A 21,937-nucleotide genomic window follows, 5' to 3' on the forward strand; every position below is an offset into this window, starting at 1 on the left:
ATACCTCCCACAGCTTATACAGCACATTTCACTTCCGCGCACACTCTGCGCTAGTAAGACCGGCCGGAAAAGCACTAAACTTACACACATGATCGATATTCGTACCCTTCGCGAAAACCCAGAGGCCGTGCGTGCCTCCCAGCAGGCCCGTGGTGATGATCCCGCGCTTGTAGATACTATTTTGGCCGCAGATGAAAAGCGCCGCGCCTCCCAGCAGGCGTTCGAAGATCTGCGCGCCCAACAAAAGAACCTCTCCCGCACCGTGGGCAAGGCGTCTCCAGAAGAACGCCCAGCTATTTTGGCGCAGGCCAAGGATATGTCTGACCAAGTGAAGGCTCTGGAAGCCGAATCCAACAAGGCGGCGGAAGAATTCCAGGCGGCCATGATGAAGCTGGCCAACCCTGTGTTGCCTACCGTTCCTGCTGGTGGCGAAGATGATTACGAAGTCTTACGTGAAGTGGGCACGATCCGCGATTTCGCGGCAGAAGGATTTGAGCCTAAGGATCATTTGGACGTTGCCGAAGCGATCGGCGCGGTTGATATGGAGCGCGGCACCAAGGTTTCTGGCTCTCGTTTCTACTATTTGAAGGGTATTGGCGCCCGCCTGGAGTTGGCTCTGCTCACGATGGCAGCCGATCAGGCCGAAGCCAACGGTTTCACGTTGATGAACACGCCTACCCTTGTTCGCCCAGAAGTTATGGGTGGCACGGGCTTCTTGGGTGCTCACTCGGATGAAATCTACTACTTGCCAGCAGACGATCTGTACCTCACCGGTACCTCCGAAGTGGCCTTGGCTGGCTACCATTCGGATGAGATTTTGGATTTGAGCGATGGCCCGAAGCGGTATGCTGGCTGGTCTACCTGCTACCGCCGCGAAGCCGGTTCGTATGGCCGCGATACGCGCGGCATTATTCGCGTTCACCAGTTCAACAAGGTGGAAATGTTCTCCTTCTGCACGGCAGAGGACGCGGCGGACGAACACCAGCGTTTCTTGGCGTGGGAAGAAGAAATGTTGCAGAAGGTTGAGCTTCCGTACCGCGTTATTAACGTGGCGGCTGGCGATCTAGGCTCTTCCGCCGCTCAAAAGTTTGACTGTGAAGCCTGGTTGCCTACGCAGAACCGGTACATGGAAGTCACCTCCACCTCGAACTGCACCACGTTCCAGGCCCGCCGCCTTGGTATTCGCGAGCGAGTGAATGGTGGCACGCAGGCCGTGGCTACGTTGAATGGTACGTTGGCTACCACGCGCTGGTTAGTTGCCATGCTGGAAACGTATCAGCAGGCTGACGGTTCGATTTACATTCCTTCCGCGTTGCGTTCATACTTAGGTGGGCGTGAAATCATCGCTCCGGTAGCGAACGCGTGAGCAGATTATCGACGACGCGGCCCGGGAGCACTTCTCCCGGGCCCTCGCCTTTCTTCACCGAGATCCTCCCCCAGCATCAGCTTCCGGCCGCTGGGCCGGAGCTTCTTGTTGCTTTAGATATTGACGGCACCACGCTTCGCCATGACACCAGCCTATCGGCGCGCGTCAAAGATGCTGTACATGCCCATATCGCAGCTGGAACTCGCCTTATTTTCGCCACCGGGCGCGGCATTGCCGGCACCCAAGAAGCACTCCACGCTATCGGCATCGAGCATGGCATCGTGGTGGCCTGCAACGGCACGATCACGTGTGCGATCGGAAACGAAAAAGCACCCCAGGCCCCGGCCCGGCCCAAAGTTTTGCCTAACTTTTTAGCGTTAGACACTCCGCCGTATCGACTTTTGAACGTTCACACGTTTAATCCGCAGCAACATATCGATATTCTTCATGCCGGATTGCCAGAGAGCGTGTGGTATGCCGTGGAAACTGTCGACGAACCCACCCGGGTCACCTGCCCGTTCCCACCAGAAGAACTTTCCGGCCCCAGCCAGCTCGTCCCGATCAGCGACCTGGCTTCCGACAAAGCCACCCGGCTTACCGTGCGCGCCCCGCACATGAGCGCCCAGGAACTCCTCGTTACGGTCGCCGACCTGGGCTTACACGGTGTCGAATACGCCGTGGGATGGTCCGCATGGATGGACATTACCCCCGAAGGGATTTCTAAAGCCTCCGCGTTGGAAGACATCCGTCGTCGTTACAGCATCGCCGCGCAACACACGGTGTGCGTGGGAGACTCCGGCAACGACGTTGATATGCTCGGCTGGGCCGGGTTAGGAATCGCGATGGGCAACGCGCCGGACTACGTGCGCGACGCGGCCCACGGCGTGACGAACCACGTCGACGACGACGGGTGTGCCGCCGTCCTCGAAGCCCTCCTTTAAGATCGGGCGCCGTGCTGCCTGCCCGGCGACCATCGCCGCCAACGCCGGCAACGAAATATATAAGCCTTCTTTAATCATGATCGCGCCCGAATCGTTGATCGGAACCGCCACCAAAATACCAACAGCGATACCGATCGCAACCGGAATAAAACCAGGCTCGCACGTCATCTCACGCAACGAATCCAGATGCACGCCAGACTTTTCATTCAACCGACGCGTTGCATAGACGGCACCAACCGCAACCACAATCGCGATCGCAATCAACGCCAACAAATCCGGACGTTGCACAAACGAGCGGGTCACATCGCGGATCTTGCCGGCCACCAACGCCCAGCTTTCCGCCGAACCAAACTTCGCCCAAAAGCGGCCGATATGCGACTCTCCGCCACGTTTAGCATCAACCAAACCAACGGCAAACATCACTGCAACTGTTAACGCCAGCCACACCGCACCATGCCACCAACGCAGTCGCCAGCCAGCCAACAGCACAATCGCCACCCCGAAACCAGCCATTAATCCCGGCGGGCCACCGAAATCAGCACCCCACAACGGAAGCGCATCCACGGCTAGAGCGACCACACCTAAGATCGCGAAAACAACCAACGGTAGCGGACGATGCGCATCGGCGTCGAGCCGGCGATTCTTGCGATAACGCAACCATGCCCACACCACAAGGCCGGCAACAAGACCACAGGCCACCAAAATCAGATAGGTCCGATTCGACACCCCGTAATAGCGCCGCGAGGTTAAAATCAACGAACCCATGAAACCGTTACGCTGATGGGGCGAACCGGCGATAATGTCCAGGCTCAAAATCGTGAACGCCACTAACGCGATAAAACCAGCACGATGCGGCGTCAAATGCGACAATGCCACCAACGCCACGGCGATGAGCGACGTCATCACAATCGCCCACGCCTGCATAGCACCCGGCTTACCAGGCAACTCCCACCACGGCAAAAAGTTGAGAATCATGGCCGCCGGAACCCATGCAAAAGCCCACAAATTGAACTGTTCCAGCATCGACCACAACCGGTTAGGCGCACCCCAACGATGTCCCTGACGCGCCGGCTGAGCCAAGAACATCACGAAAACTCCCGCAAAACCAAGCAGGACAACCGTGTTGAACACCTGATACCACTTCGCGGACGAAGACGCCGCCACATAGGCATGACGGGTCACATCTAGCACCGGTTTCATGGCGGCAGTGATCGAATCAGTGGGGCGAACCGTTAACCCAGAATATTTACCGGAAATCATGTTGCGGACGTCGGCGATGGTGATGAAACCATCTGCCCGGGTCAGCTGCGAACGGATCGTGCCCAGCGTTGACTCTGCCGCTGTAGCGTTATTCTGGCTGGCAGAATTTTCCGACGCCAACGGCAGATTCGTGGCGAAAAAATGCAGATGAGCACGGCGCCACTGGTCTCCCAGCGATGCGATCATCACCCGGCGCGGATGAGCAGAACGCTCGTTAGCTTCCAACAAGTTGATGAGTTTTTGCTCAACCAGCGGAATCTGGGTTGCAATGTCGAGATAGCGCGGCGAGCCCCGCACGCTGCCTAAGTCAACGACAACGTCCCCCGGGGCAGTCTCTAAACGCTTCTGCAACTCTTCTTGAGCATGGGCGGCATTTTCTGGTGCACCGCCGTCTGGCAACGCGAACCATTGCGAAACCGTGCCGTCGTGGGAGGCTACCGGAATAGTGGCGTTCGTTCCCATTGCGGTGACGTCAGCCGAAAACAAGGACTGTTCTGGCCATTCGGTTTCCCCGAGACGGAGCGCAAAATTGCGAATGTGGACAGTTTGCGGGTAAGCGTCATAGAGCGAGGCTGGATCTTCAACGATCCCCGCCGAATGACACTCGTCTCCCAAAGCCACAACAAAAGATTCTGGAAGGCGATCTGAGACGTCACGTGAGGTACGTAACTGCATCCACCCCTCGGAAGGGCATGTGAGAGGAGACACCGAACGCGGACTAAGCGCCGCAAACGAATATAACGAAAGCAGCCGTGACAGCTCACGCGAAGAAAAATCAATATCGCTCGGACGGATCCCTGACATACCTATGAAAAGCAGTGAATCCCGCGAAGAATCAGGGTTTTCTTCCGGCGCAGCCCAGGCCGAAGGAGCGATTCCGACCGGCCCAAACACACCCAAAATCGCAACGACTAAAGCCATCAAACGAAAACGCACAGCACCCCTCCAATTAGTTCCATATCCATACTAAAGCAAATAAGTGCGCTACCAGTTTTTACTTGCGTCTCAATTCCCTTACAATTATGGAAGCGTTAAAAGGCATCGTATGCGAGGAGCATCGCGCGCTGATTATCGCACAGGAGAGTTGTCAGAGCGGCCGAATGAGCTGGTCTTGAAAACCAGTATGTAGTAACCCTGCATCGGGGGTTCGAATCCCCCACTCTCCGCCGGTTAACTGCAATAGTGGTGGTTATCTGCGATGACACACGTTACCAGTTGATAACTGGCGTGGAAACACGCAGATGCTGATCGTTTCATGATGATCAGCACGCCAAGTGGTGAAAACTACTAGGAATCCGCTATTGTGGGAGACCTAAGGGAATGCATGTGCTTATGAGCACGGCACACCTGAAGGAGACATGGCTGAGTGGTCGAAAGCGCTCCCCTGCTAAGGGAGTAGTCGCCTAAAAGCGGCTCGAGGGTTCAAATCCCTCTGTCTCCGCGTTTGATCCCCCGGCACGTGCGCGTGCTGGGGGATTTTTGTTGGACATGCATTCAGTCAGCCGGCATCACTGCGGCCTGCCAGCAACCACACCTACCTACCAACTCCACAATCGGCCGCCACTACCACACCCATCCCTGATTATTTCGAGAATAGTGGCAATATTTGTCAGTATTCCCGAAATAATCAGCATTACCGAATCGTAGGTAGCAAATTTCCACCAATTTCAACCCCTGCATCTGGGCGGTATTCCAGGATATTCCGCTGGCATCCAGCACCATCCCGACCACTTCCGGCAATATCCCACTGGACTTCCCCATCCTCCTCAGAAATATGCCGACAGAAAACAGTGTTTCCCTCCCCTAAACCGCGCGTGATAGATTTTTACCCTGGTTTTGTCACTCGATTAAAGGAGAAGCCATGTGCGCGCCCGTTAAACCGCCTTATATTGACCAGGTTTTGCCCGATGTCTATAACGCGATGGAGGGCGTGGCAACAGCTCTCGGCAAGGCTTATGACGAAACTGGCTTGCCGCGCACGATTGTGGAGTTGGCTTATTTGCGCGCCTCGCAGCTTAATGGTTGCGCGACCTGTTTATCGGTTCATGTTCCGCGTGCGTTGAGTGTGGGCGTTACCCAGCGTCAGATTGATATTTTGCCGACTTGGCGTCATTCACAGCGTGTTTTCACTGACCAGGAGCGGATAGCGATTCGCCTTGCGGAAACGATTACGCGACTCCCAGAAGAGGCTGATTACCATCAGCTTATCGGTGAAGCGTTGGAATTTTTCACCCAGGAGCAGTTGGTGGCGTTAGAGTGGGGCATCATTTCGATTAATGCGTTTAATCGAGTTTCGGTGGTTTCCCAGCATCCGACGCGTCGTTACCCGAAGCAGTAGTTTTTCTTGTTTTTGGCTTGGCCGCATTTACTCGTTCGTTGAGGATGAGTGGTGCGGCTGAGTCATTTTTGCGGCGATTTTCTGGAGGCCTTTTCCGATTTCGTGCCATTTGACGACGACGTCGTAGGGCAGATCTTGGCTTAATACGCCACGTCGTATATGGGTTGGGATGAGTCCTTCATCGTCTGCTTGATACGTTTGCAGAGTTAAGTGTTGGTACTGAGTGTCAGCTCGCCATTATTCAAAAATCACTACTTAAAGCAAGATTAATAGGGACTAATTTGTAAGAGAGCTGGCTAGGAAGTTTAGCTTCCTCCTAGCCAGCTCTCTTACGTTATCTCTGTATAACAAAAGATCTTGATCGCTCGCGTTATAGCGGTCTACGGATATCAAGCTGGTTCGCAATAACCGATAATTGAGTATCACGATCTGCAACCACAGGGATCGCTATTTGTTGACGTCTACCTTTTTCCGGATGATATGGCCCGTAAAGAACTGTAGTGACAGGGCGGGAAACCTCATCTCCACGATTATTCTTCAACGCTATAGCCACCACAGGAAGGTTATTCATTGCCTCGGAGGAACCTCTCCCCAGATAGAACGGAAATTCTGGAGCGAAGGCTTTCCGTCCTAAATATGTTACAAAACCTGGAGAAGATAGCGCGTCTTCTAGCTCATCCAAATGACCATCAGCAGTAATCCGCACAACGAACTCGCCATCAGCAAGGTAGGTTCGATTCACAACTGAAGTGCCACCTTGAGCATCCGGAGTGAAAACCAATGCTTTTTTACCACATGCTTTCGATGCTGAATTCCCTTGGACGATTAAGTATCGGCTACGGAATTCCACAGACTCTGTACGAGGATTGATCGTGTGAAAGTCATCGGTGATGATTGGCCTGCGATCTTCACGAACCATGAATTCAACGTCGTTAAGCCAATCCGGCCATTCGCCACGTTGGGCTCCCAATGCGCTTGCCAATAACCCTATGAGTCCAGAACGCGTCGGATATCGTTCCGTTCGCACAATATTTCCACTGACTGCAGGCCCCGCCCAAGATTGAAGCGGACCACTGAGTCGAATATATAGCGATTCGATCACTGCAGGATCCAATCAACCACGGAATCGATCATGGCATCGAGGCTCGCACGCTGCACGCCAGCAAATGCTTCATCTGCAAGATCAGCCGTACCAGAAACGATCTCAAGTGGCCCGAAGTTACCTGGATCGAACGAACGTGCCCGACCGAACTGCCGATCTAGTTCCTTGATTGTTTCTTCTTCATATCCGCCTTCTGCACCAACTTTCACTGGCTTTTCGAAGGTGTAAGCAGAACGGTAACGCTGTTCTTCCACCAAAACTAAGCTTGGTAACGTGTATGGGGCCGTAGAGTTTTCCTTACCGCGCGGCATTCCATAAACACATGCTCGAATGAATTCACGGAGATTTTCACGGCAACCTTCGACACCGTATCCTGCCCATGATTTCTTGAGCTGATCTTTGTCGATTGAAATGGTTCGGTAGAATGTTCCGTTCACATACCGCGCCACGCCAAGATACGTTGCTCCCGATTCATTATTCCGTTCACGCACATCGTCACCGGTAGAGAAATAGTCCGATTCGATAGTCGCCGCGTGGGTAGTGACGCCTGGTGACACGGCAATGGCAGCTTCTGTATTCTTTTCTTGCGCGTTTGCAAACATTCGACCAAAAGCGGCGATAGCAAGTGAACCAGTTTTGCCGTTGTGAATGAAGGTAGCATTTTCATCACCATCAAGAAGACTCTGCGCAAGAGTAGTGCATTCTTCAACGCTCAACCAGGCAGAACGATCTGATTCAGCTTCAGAGGATGACCCCTTAGTGAGCTCTCCGATGCGTTTTGCTGCCGCTTTCTGATAGCTTTTCGCATCTGCTTCTGGATTGAGAGAAGAAATCATGTCGATAACTTCATCCACAAGTTTTCCAGAACGAACAGAAATATCAAGGCTAGCTTCCTCGTATTTCCCACGAATACCACGCTTAATGCTCTGAGACGAATGCATAGCCCGGAGCGCTCCACCTTGCATAAGACGCTTTGGCGTTCCGGAGTCATCTCGGTTGAGGTTGGAGTGTGGAACGTTGGCTACGCAGTGAATTGTAATGTTTTTAGACATGTTTTCCCTTTACTTAGTTCTCAGTGTTGTCTTTGGTACGGCCTACATTGCCGTAATAATCTTTCAGGACGCTCGCTCGAACTCCTCGCGAGCCTTCGCTCACTCCGTTTCCCCACCGGCTGAGTAACGAATAGATAGCGATGTAGTCACAGGAAGGAGCTGCGTTGAGTGTGTTTGCCATCTGCATGATTCGCCAAATAGTTCGATATGCTTCTTCGAAATCTTGGGTATGAAGATAGGCTAAACGCTTCGCAATATGATCAGGATTTCGCGGGTCAAATGACGCTTTTCCTGTGTTTGACTTTTGCTTTGCCCACGCAGAGGATAGTTCAGCACACCAAACTCCGAAAGGCTTGTATTTCTTCTCGGTCTCATTTTCTAGCGCAGGCACATTAGTGAATTCAGCAACGAGAGCAGCTACTCGCAACAGTGTGGTGCGTTGTTTCGGTGTGGCATCTGGCGGTAAGGCTGGATACACGTATGGATAGGCGAATGTTTCAGTAAATGCATCTGCACCACGCCTAATATTGGCGCGTTGCGTCCGGTAGTTATACCCACCTTCTGCCTTACCTTCTGTTCTTTCGTGTGCAATCCTGTGGAGTAACGCGATATCAGCGCGTCCTTGCGATGTATCTTCCATACTAGTTCCCTTCAGTATTTCGGTTAGGTGCCGTGCGGTACTCACGTATTTCGGCTCGGATCATTCTGTTAATGACGGAACGAACCGAGTAAATTTGTTGTGGATATTGCCCTAAGTACGGTGTGGTTACGTCATCGAATGCTTTCATTGCCGCATCAATAACATTGTCGTAGAGCATCACGGAGTCATCGCTATGGTTGCGAATCGCCGTCATGTAGTCTTCATAAACTGGTTCCATATAGCGCCAGTATGCTGCCGAAGCATCTGCTTTTGATTCTTCTAGCGCATCCAGCACGGGTGCTGCATTACCTTTAGCTTCTGCGCTTTCGTCTGCTTTATTTCGACGACGGAACACTCCAGTTACTTTGTTATGGACAGTTCGTATCAACTGAGAATCTTGGGTGACGCGTTCACTATCATCCGATGAAAGACCGAAAGCCCAAATGGCCGGATCTACGTAAAACACTTGTGATGCACGGATTGATGGCGATGACGCAGTTCCCTCAATTTGATGCCTGAAAAAGATTGGCTTTCTTTCGTCTCCATCGCTCAGCAACACGTTAGCGTTTCCTGATGAAATCAGAGCTTGAAGTTTTTCTTCAGCTGCCCATTCGACTGCTATATCGAGGCCGTCTCGACCAAAATCAATGCGCTGCGCTTTTTTGCTTCCGTCTCCATATTTATTTACACAATAGAGGTACATTGGATCGCTTTCGTTTCGCAGATCCCACCATTCCTTGAGTAAAGTTTCTGACTTTTTGCCGTCATATGGAATAGGTAGCCAGTTATCAGGCACACCTCCAACTCGTACACCAGCAAGTTGGGGCTTACCGCCGTTTTCTTCCCAGTAGCATACTGCAGTATTTGAGCTCCATGTGCCTGACCATAACGGATGGAAGGTTCCGTTTGTAGAACGCGAGCGCATACCTTCACGATCTGCCCAGGCAGGCAATCCTTCTCCTTCTACCCAGTTCATTGGCAACGATGCCAATAAGGAATATAGGAAGCTTTCGCCTTCGCAAGCCCACATAAACTCAGTTGCCGTGTTTCCTTTTCCTAAGAATCGGATTCCTGGAGCTCCCATTCGTGCTTTATTGCCGTCATAAGCATTATTTCCAGCCATGGAGTAATAATGGAAAAGCACAAGCTTTAGAACTGCGTCTTCTAGCGGCAATCGTTTCGGAAAACTGACACTCAAATTCCAGTAATCTTCTCCTTGTTCAGAAGGCATTGCTGGTAAAAGTTTTTTAATTTCTTGATCGCCTGGCCCTAATCGGCGTGATGTGTCTTTGGCGCTAGTTGGTGGCAGAGCAGGGCGCTGCATGAACGGAAATTTTTCTCCGAAAATATCTGCGCCTTGTTCTACATCGAAACAGGCCCGTTCAATAGCCTTATCGCTAAATCCTCTAGCAATAAGATCGAGTTTAGATTCATGATCATGCAGGTCAATGCTTTCTTCATGCCGTAACACTAAAGCAGATAGTGACAACAAGAACCGAAAAGTTGCCGACACTTCATAACCAGGCTTGTTGAAATCCAGTATGAAATCAGATTCGTGGGCCCTACGCATTGCTTCAACAGGTGAAACAAAACCTTGTGTTGTGCAAATCCAATTTGTATCTTTTAGGACATTTACTTCCATATCACACCTTCCTCACAGTGATTGGATTAACATTTACTGTAAAGGAAAAAATATAGAAAGTCAATATTGAAAAACAATGTCTTTTTAATTGAAAACAGTGTTACTCTAGAGACAATGATGGGCGCTCATCCAACCAGATAAACGCCCACCTACCCCCGCAACAGCGGGGAACCGATATTGAAAAACAATGGAAATACCCCCGCTAATGCGAGGAACTCAGTCAGTCTATCATTGCAAAGGAGCCACCCAATGCCAGCACCGCTCTATTACACGAAATATCCGCTTCATATTGCATTGAGCCAAGAAGTGGTGAATAAACCACGCAGAGGATGGAACGAAACTGATCCAAAATTCCGTCACCGTGCAGTGATGGCCCTTTTTACAGATATAGATTCTGGAACTCCGCGAAAAGACCTAGAAATCTTGTTCCGTACGGATTATCTTCCTGGACAGCCACCATTTTTCCTTATCCAGTCCAACATAGCCCCAGAACATCTGCCTCTTGGCGTTGAAACTATCGAACGCAATCAGCCCGAATATGCTCCAGGCACCCCCATCCGATTCCGCCTTTCGATCAATGCTATTCGCCGGAAAACCACTAGCGATCCAGCAACACCAGACAAGAGCCGTATTATTACCGCTCCCGTTCCATTCGATACGAATTCAGATTCATCACAAAACTCCCCTGAAAGCACCACTATCACACCGTGGCTCTGTAACAAGTTCAGCGGAGTCCTCGACGATGTCACCATTCTCAATCACCAACGTGAACTCCTCGGCGTCGATAGGAACGGTCACGCCACGTCGTCGTTAACCGTACAAGTGGATACTATCGATGGCGTTGCCACCGTAACTGATGGAAAACTCCTCAACGACACTATTCGTCACGGAATCGGACGTGCAAAATCGTACGGATGCGGGCTTCTATCAGTCCAGGAATTGCAATGAACACGCATCCCGAACTGTGGGCAAAACAAGACGGTTTCGAAAAAACTTACCCGCTAATCGCGCATCTTCTCGATACCGTCACTGTTGCAGGAGCTCTCTACGACCACTGGCTTCGCCCCGGGTTACGTGAGCTCATTGAAGAAAACCTCGGAAAACAAGCACGCAGTATCGTCATCGCGGTTATGGGACTACATGACGTCGGAAAAGCTAACCCACTCTTCCAACAACGTCCTCAGGAAAACGGGTTAGAGTGGCAAAAAATCAGAGAAATAATCGATTCAAGCGGAAATTACAAGCCTATTCCACCACGGCATATCCTGCTTGACCGCACAAAAATCGATGTTCGCCGCCACGAATGCTCCTCGGCTTACACTCTTCAACCAAGTCCACCCACCGAAGCACGTGCTGCCTCTAAACTTTGGCTCCACCTTGTGCTTGGAGGGCATCACGGCCGTTTCCTCCCCGTTCTAAAACGCGCAGAATCAACAAAAATCCAGAACGGATATAAAGATTATGGATGGGAGCAAGCTCAAAAAGACCTCACCGATCTTGTCCTTAAAGAATGCAACATAACTACGAAAGACATTCCAGAAAAAGTCGATCCAACAATCGTACTTCTCCTATCAGGGCTGGTTATCCTCGCAGATCGTATCGCGTCGGGAGCACTATTTGTTGACAGTGGATTTGATTTACTCAGTCATGAACCTGAACTACTCAACGACCCTTCGTCATGGGTTACACGCCGAAAAGCAGAAGCTGAAAAACGAGTACACAATACCGTAGGTATTTATTCTCCTTGGCCCAATCCACAAGCAGCACGCGAAGCTATTCTTGGCAAATACTCACCTCGTCCTATTCAACAGCGCGCCTTAGATGCTGGCGATGGACTGTGGTCACTCATGGCCACCACAGGTAGCGGAAAAACAGAAGCCGCCCTGCTACGGCATTCAACTCGCCCCGAACGCCTCATTTTCTTACTCCCTACTCAAGCCACATCGAACGCCATTATGCGGCGCGTACAACACGCCTACCAAGGCACCTGCAACGTTGCTGCATTAGCTCACGGTTTAGCTTCAGTTGAAGATTTTTACACTAAACCGATATCAGTTTACGACGACGAAGCCATTAACGGACAAACACTAAACACAACCGATAAACCCGATGGTTTATATCCGTCTTCTTTTGTGCGCGCAGGAGCAGCACGGCTTTTCGCCCCGGTGTGCGTAGGAACAATCGACCAAGCACTCGCAGCGTCTCTTCCAGGGAAATGGATCCATTTCCGCCTTCTTGCCCTTGCAAACGCTCACATAGTCATTGATGAAGTGCACACGCTTGATCCCTATCAGTCAAAACTGCTTGAAGGCATCCTTCCTTGGCTTGCTAAAACCCGAACGCGAGTAACGTTCTTGACTGCAACTATGCCTAGTTCACAACGAGAACAATTACTTGCAGCATACTCCCAAGGCGATGAACCTCTGAGCCCACCAATTTTCCCATCAATTGATGAAGTTACATCAACCAATATCATGTCAACGCCGGTGGAATCTTTGAACGTCACCATGAACATCGACCTACGACAAACAACGTTTGATTCGCTTGTCTCATCACATATCGCATGGCACACAAATATCCGCCAACAGTATCCAACAGCTCGCATTGGAATTATCTGCAACACGGTACGCCGAGCTCAAGATATTGCACGTGAGTTGCAACTGCGGGGCGAACACGTGCTTCTGCTTCATTCACGAATGACTGCGGAACATCGTCGTCAAACTGCTACTCAGCTTCTCGACTTGGTAGGCCCGAAAGGAACCGGGGAGAATATTACCGTTATCGGAACCCAGGCTATTGAAGCGTCTCTGGACATCGATCTTGATTTTCTTAACTCCGAAATCTGCCCGGCTCCTTCTCTCGTGCAACGCGCAGGCCGGCAATGGCGCCACCCGGATCCCCACCGATCTGAACGTTGCCCTAACGAAAAAGAAAAGACGCTCACAATCACCTGGTTCGAAAGCGACGAAGATGGGCAATACTTGCCGTATCTCGCGGCAGAGTTACGACGAACTTACACATGGTTGTCCAACCATAAGCAACTTATCATTCCAGATCATGCACAAGATTTTATCGATTCCGCACATGTTGATTTTACCAACGCCGAAACCGACTCTGATCACGACGCACTAACCCAGAACCTCCTTAAAAGTATGCGAGGAGACAGCAATCGTGCCGAAATATCAGCTGCACTGGAACCACATGCAGAAGTTAGTAAGTTCAGTGGCTTAACTACTGATAATCCTGCGGACGAATCCACTACACGCCTTATCGATCAAGGTTCTCAAGCACGCCTGATCATGGGGAGCGTATCAGGGAAAATTCCTGGAAGCTGGAAGGGAACACCCGAAGAACTCCTAGCACTGACAAGTCAGGATAAAGAACAGATTCGTCACGCTCTTCGCGCCTCTATGCCACTCTATTTAGCCCGATCACAAGGAAGGGAAGAGTATCTCGCTGAACATGACATGATTAGTTTGGCCGGATCACGGTCCCTTCTTGCCGGATACTATTTCATGCCGCAAGCAGATCGTTGGTATGACGAGCTTTTAGGATTTACTGATCGTGACGAGAGCGATAAAGGCTTATGAGTTATTCAGCAGAAGCACTTGCTTTCAGCACAATTCCGGCAAGCCACCAGATTCGAATTGCTGATCGAGTATCGTTTCTTTATGTGGAATACTGTCTGATTCGTCAAGACCGCACTGGCGTAGTTGCGATTCAGGCCGCTACTAACGACGACGATAATCCCAGCGCCGAAGCAACCATACGCCGAATCCAACTACCTGTGGCCGGATTAGGTGTTCTCTGCCTAGGACCCGGAACAAGCATCTCGAATGCTGCGATCACATCGTGCGCTCGTTCTGGCTGTAGCATTATTTTTTCGGGTGGAGGCGGAGTGAACGCATATACGTACGCAACACCGCTGACGTCGTCGGCCCGTTGGGCTATTGCTCAAGCCCATCTTATTTCGTCTACTGAAGCCCAAAAAGTTGCCGCAGTTAAACTTTACGCAAAACAATTCGGCGTCGGACTCATCCCTCACGGCAAAATCGAAGTTATGCGCGGGATTGAAGGTCGTCTTATGCGTACGACCTACCGCGAACTTGCAAAGAAAGCAAAAATCAAAAACTTCAAACGTGACACAAAAGGAACTGACCCAGTAAATACCGGACTCAACGTTGCTAATGCAATCATGTACGGCATCGCTGCAACTGTTTGTGCCGCAATAGGTGTCAATCCGGCTCTAGGTATCATTCATCGTGGAGATATCCGTGCACTTCTTTTTGATCTTGCTGATCTTTACAAAGCGAAATATGTACTCCCCATAGTTTTCCAACATGCGCATGACGATCAACATATCGAAGCTATTCGACGCGACATCCGAACTTTCATTCATAAAAAGCACATCATGCAAGACATGCTTGCTACTTTGATGGACATTTTAGAACCACACCTTCCTTCACGAAACGATGACCGATTAATCGACGATTTTGGCGAAGTTTCTGGGCACACGCAGTACGGAAAGGAAGATGATGTTTGCAGTAGTAACTTTGACTGCGGCTCCTGATCATTTACACGGGTATTTGAACAGATTCCTCACAGAAGTAGATAGTGGTATTTATGTAGGAAATATTTCTCGAGCCGTTTGTGAAAAATTGTGGGAAAGAATCGGAGAAGTTCCTTTTAACGGAAATGCAAATATAATTTATAGCGACAACACGAGAGAACAGGGGTTTTCAGTGAAAACTAAAGGACGCACCGCGTGCGACATTGTTGATCTAGATGGAGCTATCCTTATCTCCAATCGTGTTGCGCGCGGTGAACAAAAACTCCGTTACAACCGCTGAAAAAGCGCAGGTCAGTTAGTCTCTTCCCCGCACACGCGGGGGTATTTCCGATAGCCGTTCAAGCCAGCCTTGACGTAATCGCTCTTCCCCGCACACGCGGGGGTATTTCCTGCCAGATAAGATGTGTTCCACGGTAAATACTCTCTTCCCCGCACACGCGGGGGTATTTCCCTTGGCGAAGTCTCGGGATTCAATAAGCTGCGCTCTTCCCCGCACACGCGGGGGTATTTCCAGGTTGTCTCGTTATTTCAAGCGGTAACTTGCCTCTTCCCCGCACACGCGGGGGTATTTCAGTGTTAGGCGTGCAGCGGGATAGGCTGCGCCGCTCTTCCCCGCACACGCGGGGGTATTTCCGTCGGTCTGTCTGCTAACTCTTACAATGAGTTCTCTTCCCCGCACACGCGGGGGTATTTCCAAGCCTGCCAAAACTCTATTTAACCGATATCCCTCTTCCCCGCACACGCGGGGGTATTTCCTGTTGATGGTAGGCGCGTAGGGTCCAAATCGTCTCTTCCCCGCACACGCGGGGGTATTTCCAAGCAAATACGTGGAAGAAACAAGCAAACGCGCTCTTCCCCGCACACGCGGGGGTATTTCCCTCAAGAGCAAGAAGGTTCGAGTAATTGATGGCTCTTCCCCGCACACGCGGGGGTATTTCCCAGCAAGCTTTTCAGAAACTAATCGAAAGAGGCTCTTCCCCGCACACGCGGGGGTATTTCCGCGCCGGATCGCGCAGTGAAGAGAAGATAAGTCTCTTCCCCGCACACGCGGGGGTATTTCCGCTTCAGAGACACTGTAACTATCAGATACACGCTCTTCCCCGCACACGCGGGGGTATTTCCGATTGCACTACTCATCGGGGCCGCGGCGCTCGCTCTTCCCCGCACACGCGGGGGTATTTCCACGCAGCTAGTTATTAAGACGCTCGACGACGTCTCTTCCCCGCACACGCGGGGGTATTTCCGCTTGAATGCTCGGGCTTCTGGTTTGCGTGATCTCTTCCCCGCACACGCGGGGGTATTTCCGTCTCGAAGCGCGGCGCGTCATTCACTAAGAACTCTTCCCCGCACACGCGGGGGTATTTCCCGCAGTATGCACACCACCGCCAGTTCCGCGGACTCTTCCCCGCACACGCGGGGGTATTTCCCAGTAGTGTAGAGTGTTCGCGGCTCCAAGTTACTCTTCCCCGCACACGCGGGGGTATTTCCGTTGTTTCTGAAGCGGGTCTATACCAGGTCATCTCTTCCCCGCACACGCGGGGGTATTTCCCCTGAGGTTGCCCGGCACACACCCAGACGGATTCTCTTCCCCGCACACGCGGGGGTATTTCCTGTTCACACGCTTAGGCGCGCCAGGCGGAATTCTCTTCCCCGCACACGCGGGGGTATTTCCATTGCTTCAAATTCGGCGGTAGTGTACGTGTACTCTTCCCCGCACACGCGGGGGTATTTCCCACGATTATTGGTGGCGGGCTACCCAAACCACCTCTTCCCCGCACACGCGGGGGTATTTCCACCGTTTGGAAGCGGTTCGTAAAAAAGAGCAGCTCTTCCCCGCACACGCGGGGGTATTTCCGTGGAATGAGCAGTTGTTTCGTCCGTATGGATCTCTTCCCCGCACACGCGGGGGTATTTCCTATGTGGGTAATGTGCATGTGGTCGTCGTCGGCTCTTCCCCGCACACGCGGGGGTATTTCCAGGTTTTCGTCGTCAGGTAGATCAGGGACTGCCTCTTCCCCGCACACGCGGGGGTATTTCCGGGTAGCTCCAGCCTTGGAAATTGGTTAAACCGCTCTTCCCCGCACACGCGGGGGTATTTCCGTGTACCAATGGAATCCAATCAAGATTCGCCACTCTTCCCCGCACACGCGGGGGTATTTCCTGGAGTTGGTTGGTAGGTAGGTCATGATTTGGCTCTTCCCCGCACACGCGGGGGTATTTCACTGAGTTGATGACGCAGATCGGTTCCTTAGAGCTCTTCCCCGCACACGCGGGGGTATTTCCTTCGCCGGAACCACCAACACCGAATCAAGCAGCTCTTCCCCGCACACGCGGGGGTATTTCCGGCTACCGAATCAGCAAATAACACTTTCGGCGCTCTTCCCCGCACACGCGGGGGTATTTCTATTTCTATTTCGAATCTAGTAGGGGATTGCTTCTCTTCCCCGCACACGCGGGGGTATTTCCAGCGCATAATCAGCGCATACTGTGCGGGCGTGCTCTTCCCCGCACACGCGGGGGTATTTCTAGGTTCATCATTATTACCACGTTCCATATCCCCTCTTCCCCGCACACGCGGGGGTATTTCCCAGCGTGCGAGGAGGAGCGTGCGGACCGGTTGCTCTTCCCCGCACACGCGGGGGTATTTCCCCGCGCTGTACCATCGTCGACTACTTCGGTACCTCTTCCCCGCACACGCGGGGGTATTTCCCTCTACCATTGGTGGTGTCACCCACCATAATTCTCTTCCCCGCACACGCGGGGGTATTTCCTCTCGCACGTTTGAATAATTAGCGTTATCTAACTCTTCCCCGCACACGCGGGGGTATTTCCATTAGTCAATGTGAACAGCTCAGTTAGTCAAACTCTTCCCCGCACACGCGGGGGTATTTCCGAAGCATGGGCATTCTCAGAAGTCCAAGGAAACTCTTCCCCGCACACGCGGGGGTATTTCCTTTTCCTCGCTCTCGTCGGAGCGCTTGTCGCTCTCTTCCCCGCACACGCGGGGGTATTTCCTGCTGGTTCAGCGCCTAGGATTCCGCTTGCCACTCTTCCCCGCACACGCGGGGGTATTTCCGGGATATGATGTCTACTGCTTCAAAGCGCACACTCTTCCCCGCACACGCGGGGGTATTTCCTTCTGACCTACTGGCAGTTCAACAATTGCTCGCTCTTCCCCGCACACGCGGGGGTATTTCCGCCGATGATAGCTTTAATCCAATCATTAACCGCTCTTCCCCGCACACGCGGGGGTATTTCCGATAACTGGCTCTGCTAAAAGCAATGTTATCGCTCTTCCCCGCACACGCGGGGGTATTTCCAGCAACGATTGCTAGCCCGATAGTGCTTTGCGCTCTTCCCCGCACACGCGGGGGTATTTCCGGTTCGCCCGGTAAGCAAGGCCCGACTGGTCCCTCTTCCCCGCACACGCGGGGGTATTTCCAGGTGCGCCTTTACCTTGGAACACCACACGCACTCTTCCCCGCACACGCGGGGGTATTTCCTATCGGAACACTCGCCACACCGGTCATGGTGACTCTTCCCCGCACACGCGGGGGTATTTCCACGAGTCGATTAAGACCACCGTGGATACGTACCTCTTCCCCGCACACGCGGGGGTATTTCCTCCCATTTACGCAAAGTCTTTTCACCTACGCCCTCTTCCCCGCACACGCGGGGGTATTTCTGGACAATCCAGGAAAAAAAGACGTATCATTCGCTCTTCCCCGCACACGCGGGGGTATTTCCCCGCATCGATTATGCCAGGCGCCTCGATGCTCCTCTTCCCCGCACACGCGGGGGTATTTCCATTTCGCACATGTCAGCGATGAGATGGAGCCGCTCTTCCCCGCACACGCGGGGGTATTTCCAGCTGTCCACGTCCCGCACAGATAGATCGGCACTCTTCCCCGCACACGCGGGGGTATTTCCAGCTGTCCACGTCCCGCACAGATAGATCGGCACTCTTCCCCGCACACGCGGGGGTATTTCCGCTTCATTCTTCATTACCTGGCTTAAAGGAACCTCTTCCCCGCACACGCGGGGGTATTTCCGGTAGTGGCTCTTTTTTTGCATTGCAGCCCCACTCTTCCCCGCACACGCGGGGGTATTTCCGAGTTTGTTAGACCGTCCTCAGACACATATCCCTCTTCCCCGCACACGCGGGGGTATTTCCTTTCTCATCCACAGTGTCAATAAAATAAGGGACTCTTCCCCGCACACGCGGGGGTATTTCCGTACACGCGACGAAAACGTTCTTACCCTTCGACTCTTCCCCGCACACGCGGGGGTATTTCCGGTTTCGCGCCAGTCATTTTTGAAGCCTTGATCTCTTCCCCGCACACGCGGGGGTATTTCCGACGCTTTTACTGAAGTAGAGCAAAAAGCGAACTCTTCCCCGCACACGCGGGGGTATTTCCAGATTTCGTTTCACGCGAACCTCAATATCCGACTCTTCCCCGCACACGCGGGGGTATTTCCATCGCAAAGAATGTCGCGGAACTTGGTGTCCGCTCTTCCCCGCACACGCGGGGGTATTTCCCGCTTAGTTGTTCTTTCTCTCGAAACTCACAGCTCTTCCCCGCACACGCGGGGGTATTTCCCATAGGCCAGACTCACCGCACTCTTTCCGATTCTATTCCCCGCACACGCGGGGGTATTTCCATTAATGACGCTATTGCGTTAAGCGTTTACGGCCGAAACAACATTGTGCGATTCGTACAACGAAATATCGAAGAGAACACTGTTCGATACATAAATCCAGAAATATTAAAAAGACTCATACCGATACCCGAGCTACAATTGCTCGGCTCGAATATGAGCCTTGATCAAGGTATATCGCAACTACGCACTGTTATTCAACCTCAAACTAGGGATGATCTTGCATCACGAATCTCTGAACGTAGCTCGAATCACTCCACACCCTTCCAAGTATCTCCATCCATATCTCCAGAAAGACCAAAACTATGAACAGAATAATGATCTGCGCACCTATCAACGGAGCCATAACACAAACCCCTGACGGCTCACGCTTTAGCGTACATGTAGAAGATTTGCGCGTAATAGTCGAAGCCCGCGGCGAAATCGGATCATTCTTGACCAAGAACACCGATATTTTCCCCGACGGACAAGACGTATTCATATCCGGAACCCTTAATGAAGCTTCAACACCAATGGTTGTTCAAGCTTCAAACGCTCTTCCCCGCACACGCGGGGGTATTTCAGACATTCGTGTCAAGAACGCGCTCATGAAGTGTCCCGGGTTTTGTTTTGTTTGAGTAGATGGGAATATCTTCGAATATGCCAGGGATATTTGGCCAGGATGCCAAGGGCCGTGTGGTTCGTCTTGTGGAAGACATCTTGGTGGACAACATGCTGGTGCAAGCCGCAGGCAGTAGCTCTAAAGCTGGCCGTCTCGTGGCACACGGCCTGTCAATGGACTTTAAGCAGGCCCGCCGTGCGCGAAACATCCCCAGAAACCTGTGCCTGAAGATGTGGCCGCCAAGAACGCGAGGCTACGTCGTATCACCAGCTACGCGACACTAACGAACTGCTGAAGGCTGCCTCAGCTTTTTTCGCGTCACAACCAGGCCACGTTAAGACATGATCCGGTTTATCGATGGGTACCGGGAGTATTTTCTTTGTCGAGTTTATCTGTAAGACGGTGAAGCATAACCGGGCTGGTGGGCTCACCTTGCGTGGGTATCAGGCTCGTGGTTTACGTGCTCGCCGCCTTCGCGTGTGGCTGTGCTGTTTAAACGCATGAGTGCTGTTCATCGAGATAATGACGGTGTCTAGGGTGTGTGGAACATGTGGCATGCTCTTTGCCGTGAGGGAATATCGGTTGTGAACAAATTGTGGGTGGCTAACATTTACGTATGTGCGCACGAAGAACGGCTTTGTGGACGCCGCGTTTGTCACCGACGTTTACTCCCGACACATCGTTGGGTGGGCGTTATCAGATTCCATGCCAAAGCTTTGCCGCTGCAAGCTCTCAACCAACTGATCGTGTGTGCTAAGGAAACAAGTCTCATTCACCATTGGGATCACGGGTCGCAGTATCAGCGTTGTCTACAACGAGCTCATCCATACTCGCAGGCGGGATGACGTCGAGGTAGAAATCGCGACATTCGAGTCGGTGTCCTGGTAGAACGAGACTAGAGTCCACCACAGCTTAGGCTACCGAACCCCGATCGAGGCAGAAACCGAATCTTAGAAGCAGAACCCGCCACAGGAAATACTAGAAATCAAAACAAAAGCCTAAGAACAAAACCCGGAGCACTTCAATCTCCTTTAAAGCCCGGTTCGGCCCACGAAAATCCTAAAACTCGACCTCGTATTTATTACCCATATACACGCAGTGAGAACGCCCCACGCATACACTATGCGAATCCATCATGTTCACCACAACATGGAGGCAGGCGCACGAATCTTCTACACCCAGCATTTCGGCTTCTTCGTTCGTTGCGAGCGCCGCCCGAATCGAGTATTCCTTCGTCCATTTCCCATCAGGTACAGTTTTCGCGATGTGGTCCAGGATCGATCCGTCGCAGGTGAGATCCATCCGCAGGGCTTCAGGGAAAACGTCAGGATTCACGCGCACGATTTCAATCCCGATCGGTTCGCCATCCCCATAATGAAGCCGTTCGATCGTCACAATAAAACTACCGGCGCCTAGGGAGAATTGTTGCGCGGCGTCGTCATCAGCCAACTCCATCGACGCCGAAAACAACCGGGCCTCCGGCACCACCCCGTTAGCGGAAATTGCAGGCGCGAAACCTTCGCCAGCCACCCGGCCCGAACGATGCGATACGAACGTTCCCTTGCCAGGAATCCCGATTGTTCGGCCTTCTTGTTGAAGCAGCATAAGGGCGCGGCGAACAGTCATTGGGGAAACATGAAAATCTTTTGACAATTGTGTTTCGCTGGCCAGCTGATCTCCCGGCTCCATCGCCGATAAGCGGGTGAGCAGCTTTTCATAGATGTCAGTGTATTTTGGCTTCATAACAGCTCATTCTATCCGTGAAT

13 protein-coding genes, 2 tRNA genes and 1 CRISPR repeat array are annotated in these 21,937 nt (G+C 52.1%); of the genes, 9 read left to right on the top strand and 6 right to left on the bottom strand.

The genetic code is table 11. From position 1 onward, the window contains the following. The first annotated feature begins 88 nt into the window (after positions 1-88). Positions 89-1,366 carry a serine--tRNA ligase gene (gene serS, locus ARCH_RS08800; protein WP_013170920.1) on the top strand — a complete coding sequence of 426 codons (1,278 nt, stop codon included), beginning with the start codon at positions 89-91 and terminating at the stop codon, positions 1,364-1,366. After that, positions 1,363-2,307, top strand: coding sequence for an HAD family hydrolase (locus tag ARCH_RS09805; protein ID WP_013170921.1), 945 nt, complete (start codon positions 1,363-1,365; stop codon positions 2,305-2,307). Before serS ends, ARCH_RS09805 begins: the two co-directional genes overlap by 4 nt. Here the strand turns inward: ARCH_RS09805 and ARCH_RS08810 are convergent. Further along, positions 2,197-4,503 carry a DUF2339 domain-containing protein gene (locus ARCH_RS08810; RefSeq protein WP_013170922.1) on the bottom strand — a complete coding sequence of 769 codons (2,307 nt, stop codon included), beginning with the start codon at positions 4,501-4,503 and terminating at the stop codon, positions 2,197-2,199. The genes ARCH_RS09805 and ARCH_RS08810 overlap by 111 nt on opposite strands. 142 nt (positions 4,504-4,645) lie before the next feature. On the opposite strand from ARCH_RS08810, the gene ARCH_RS08815 reads away from it, so the two are divergent. The 3 genes from ARCH_RS08815 (at position 4,646) to ARCH_RS08830 (ending at position 5,905) form a co-directional block, all read left to right on the top strand. Continuing rightward, positions 4,646-4,733 (top strand) — tRNA-Ser (locus ARCH_RS08815). Positions 4,734-4,919: 186 nt separating this feature from the next. Beyond that, positions 4,920-5,008 (top strand) — tRNA-Ser (locus ARCH_RS08820). A 420-nt stretch (positions 5,009-5,428) separates the two neighbouring features. After that, positions 5,429-5,905: a carboxymuconolactone decarboxylase family protein gene (locus tag ARCH_RS08830; protein ID WP_013170923.1), complete on the top strand. Its 477-nt coding sequence runs from the start codon at positions 5,429-5,431 to the stop codon at positions 5,903-5,905. Between the two features lie 370 nt (positions 5,906-6,275). Here ARCH_RS08830 and cas5e read toward each other — a convergent pair whose 3' ends face one another. From cas5e to ARCH_RS08850, 4 genes are read right to left on the bottom strand one after another with little or no spacing between them, the layout of a single operon-like run. Next, complete coding sequence (gene cas5e, locus ARCH_RS08835; protein ID WP_013170924.1) at positions 6,276-7,007, bottom strand: type I-E CRISPR-associated protein Cas5/CasD; 732 nt, start codon at positions 7,005-7,007, stop codon at positions 6,276-6,278. Next, a complete protein-coding gene (cas7e, locus tag ARCH_RS08840; RefSeq protein ID WP_013170925.1) occupies positions 7,004-8,059 on the bottom strand; it encodes a type I-E CRISPR-associated protein Cas7/Cse4/CasC in 1,056 nt (351 codons plus the stop codon). Before cas7e ends, cas5e begins: the two co-directional genes overlap by 4 nt. Before the next feature lie 13 nt (positions 8,060-8,072). Beyond that, positions 8,073-8,699 (bottom strand): type I-E CRISPR-associated protein Cse2/CasB, encoded by a 627-nt coding sequence (locus ARCH_RS08845; RefSeq protein ID WP_013170926.1) that lies wholly within the window; start codon positions 8,697-8,699, stop codon positions 8,073-8,075. A gap of 1 nt (position 8,700) precedes the next feature. After that, positions 8,701-10,341, bottom strand: coding sequence for a type I-E CRISPR-associated protein Cse1/CasA (locus tag ARCH_RS08850; RefSeq protein WP_013170927.1), 1,641 nt, complete (start codon positions 10,339-10,341; stop codon positions 8,701-8,703). A 249-nt stretch (positions 10,342-10,590) separates the two neighbouring features. Between ARCH_RS08850 and cas6e the strand changes: the two genes are divergently transcribed. Genes cas6e through cas2e form a run of 4 tightly spaced genes read left to right on the top strand, consistent with a single transcriptional unit; the run spans position 10,591 to position 15,191 of the window. Continuing rightward, positions 10,591-11,289: a type I-E CRISPR-associated protein Cas6/Cse3/CasE gene (gene cas6e / locus ARCH_RS08855; protein WP_013170928.1), complete on the top strand. Its 699-nt coding sequence runs from the start codon at positions 10,591-10,593 to the stop codon at positions 11,287-11,289. Next, positions 11,286-13,931: a CRISPR-associated helicase/endonuclease Cas3 gene (locus ARCH_RS08860; protein ID WP_013170929.1), complete on the top strand. Its 2,646-nt coding sequence runs from the start codon at positions 11,286-11,288 to the stop codon at positions 13,929-13,931. The genes cas6e and ARCH_RS08860 overlap by 4 nt, the downstream gene beginning before the upstream one ends. Beyond that, on the top strand, positions 13,928-14,911 hold the full coding sequence (gene cas1e / locus ARCH_RS08865) for a type I-E CRISPR-associated endonuclease Cas1e (protein ID WP_013170930.1): 984 nt from the start codon (positions 13,928-13,930) through the stop codon (positions 14,909-14,911). Before ARCH_RS08860 ends, cas1e begins: the two co-directional genes overlap by 4 nt. Beyond that, on the top strand, positions 14,874-15,191 hold the full coding sequence (cas2e, locus tag ARCH_RS08870; RefSeq protein WP_231957973.1) for a type I-E CRISPR-associated endoribonuclease Cas2e: 318 nt from the start codon (positions 14,874-14,876) through the stop codon (positions 15,189-15,191). Before cas1e ends, cas2e begins: the two co-directional genes overlap by 38 nt. 20 nt (positions 15,192-15,211) lie before the next feature. After that, a CRISPR array of direct repeats spans positions 15,212-19,573; the repeat unit is 29 nt; unit sequence CTCTTCCCCGCACACGCGGGGGTATTTCC. Between the two features lie 1,657 nt (positions 19,574-21,230). On the opposite strand, the gene ARCH_RS08880 is transcribed toward cas2e, so the two are convergent. Then, on the bottom strand, positions 21,231-21,914 hold the full coding sequence (locus ARCH_RS08880; protein ID WP_013170934.1) for a GntR family transcriptional regulator: 684 nt from the start codon (positions 21,912-21,914) through the stop codon (positions 21,231-21,233). Positions 21,915-21,937 lie beyond the last annotated feature (23 nt).

The organism is Arcanobacterium haemolyticum DSM 20595, assembly GCF_000092365.1.
Classification (GTDB): Bacteria; Actinomycetota; Actinomycetes; order Actinomycetales; family Actinomycetaceae; genus Arcanobacterium; species Arcanobacterium haemolyticum.

Excerpts from the sequence above, each read along its gene's own strand:
- cas1e (WP_013170930.1), top strand. The coding sequence starts at position 13,928 with ATGAGTTATTCAGCAGAAGCACTTGCTTTCAGCACAATTCCGGCAAGC.
- ARCH_RS08845 (WP_013170926.1), bottom strand. The coding sequence starts at position 8,699 with ATGGAAGATACATCGCAAGGACGCGCTGATATCGCGTTACTCCACAGG.
- serS (WP_013170920.1), top strand. The coding sequence starts at position 89 with ATGATCGATATTCGTACCCTTCGCGAAAACCCAGAGGCCGTGCGTGCC.
- cas2e (WP_231957973.1), top strand. The coding sequence starts at position 14,874 with ATGATGTTTGCAGTAGTAACTTTGACTGCGGCTCCTGATCATTTACAC.
- ARCH_RS08830 (WP_013170923.1), top strand. The coding sequence starts at position 5,429 with ATGTGCGCGCCCGTTAAACCGCCTTATATTGACCAGGTTTTGCCCGAT.
- ARCH_RS08860 (WP_013170929.1), top strand. The coding sequence starts at position 11,286 with ATGAACACGCATCCCGAACTGTGGGCAAAACAAGACGGTTTCGAAAAA.
- ARCH_RS08850 (WP_013170927.1), bottom strand. The coding sequence starts at position 10,341 with ATGGAAGTAAATGTCCTAAAAGATACAAATTGGATTTGCACAACACAA.
- ARCH_RS08880 (WP_013170934.1), bottom strand. The coding sequence starts at position 21,914 with ATGAAGCCAAAATACACTGACATCTATGAAAAGCTGCTCACCCGCTTA.
- cas6e (WP_013170928.1), top strand. The coding sequence starts at position 10,591 with ATGCCAGCACCGCTCTATTACACGAAATATCCGCTTCATATTGCATTG.
- cas7e (WP_013170925.1), bottom strand. The coding sequence starts at position 8,059 with ATGTCTAAAAACATTACAATTCACTGCGTAGCCAACGTTCCACACTCC.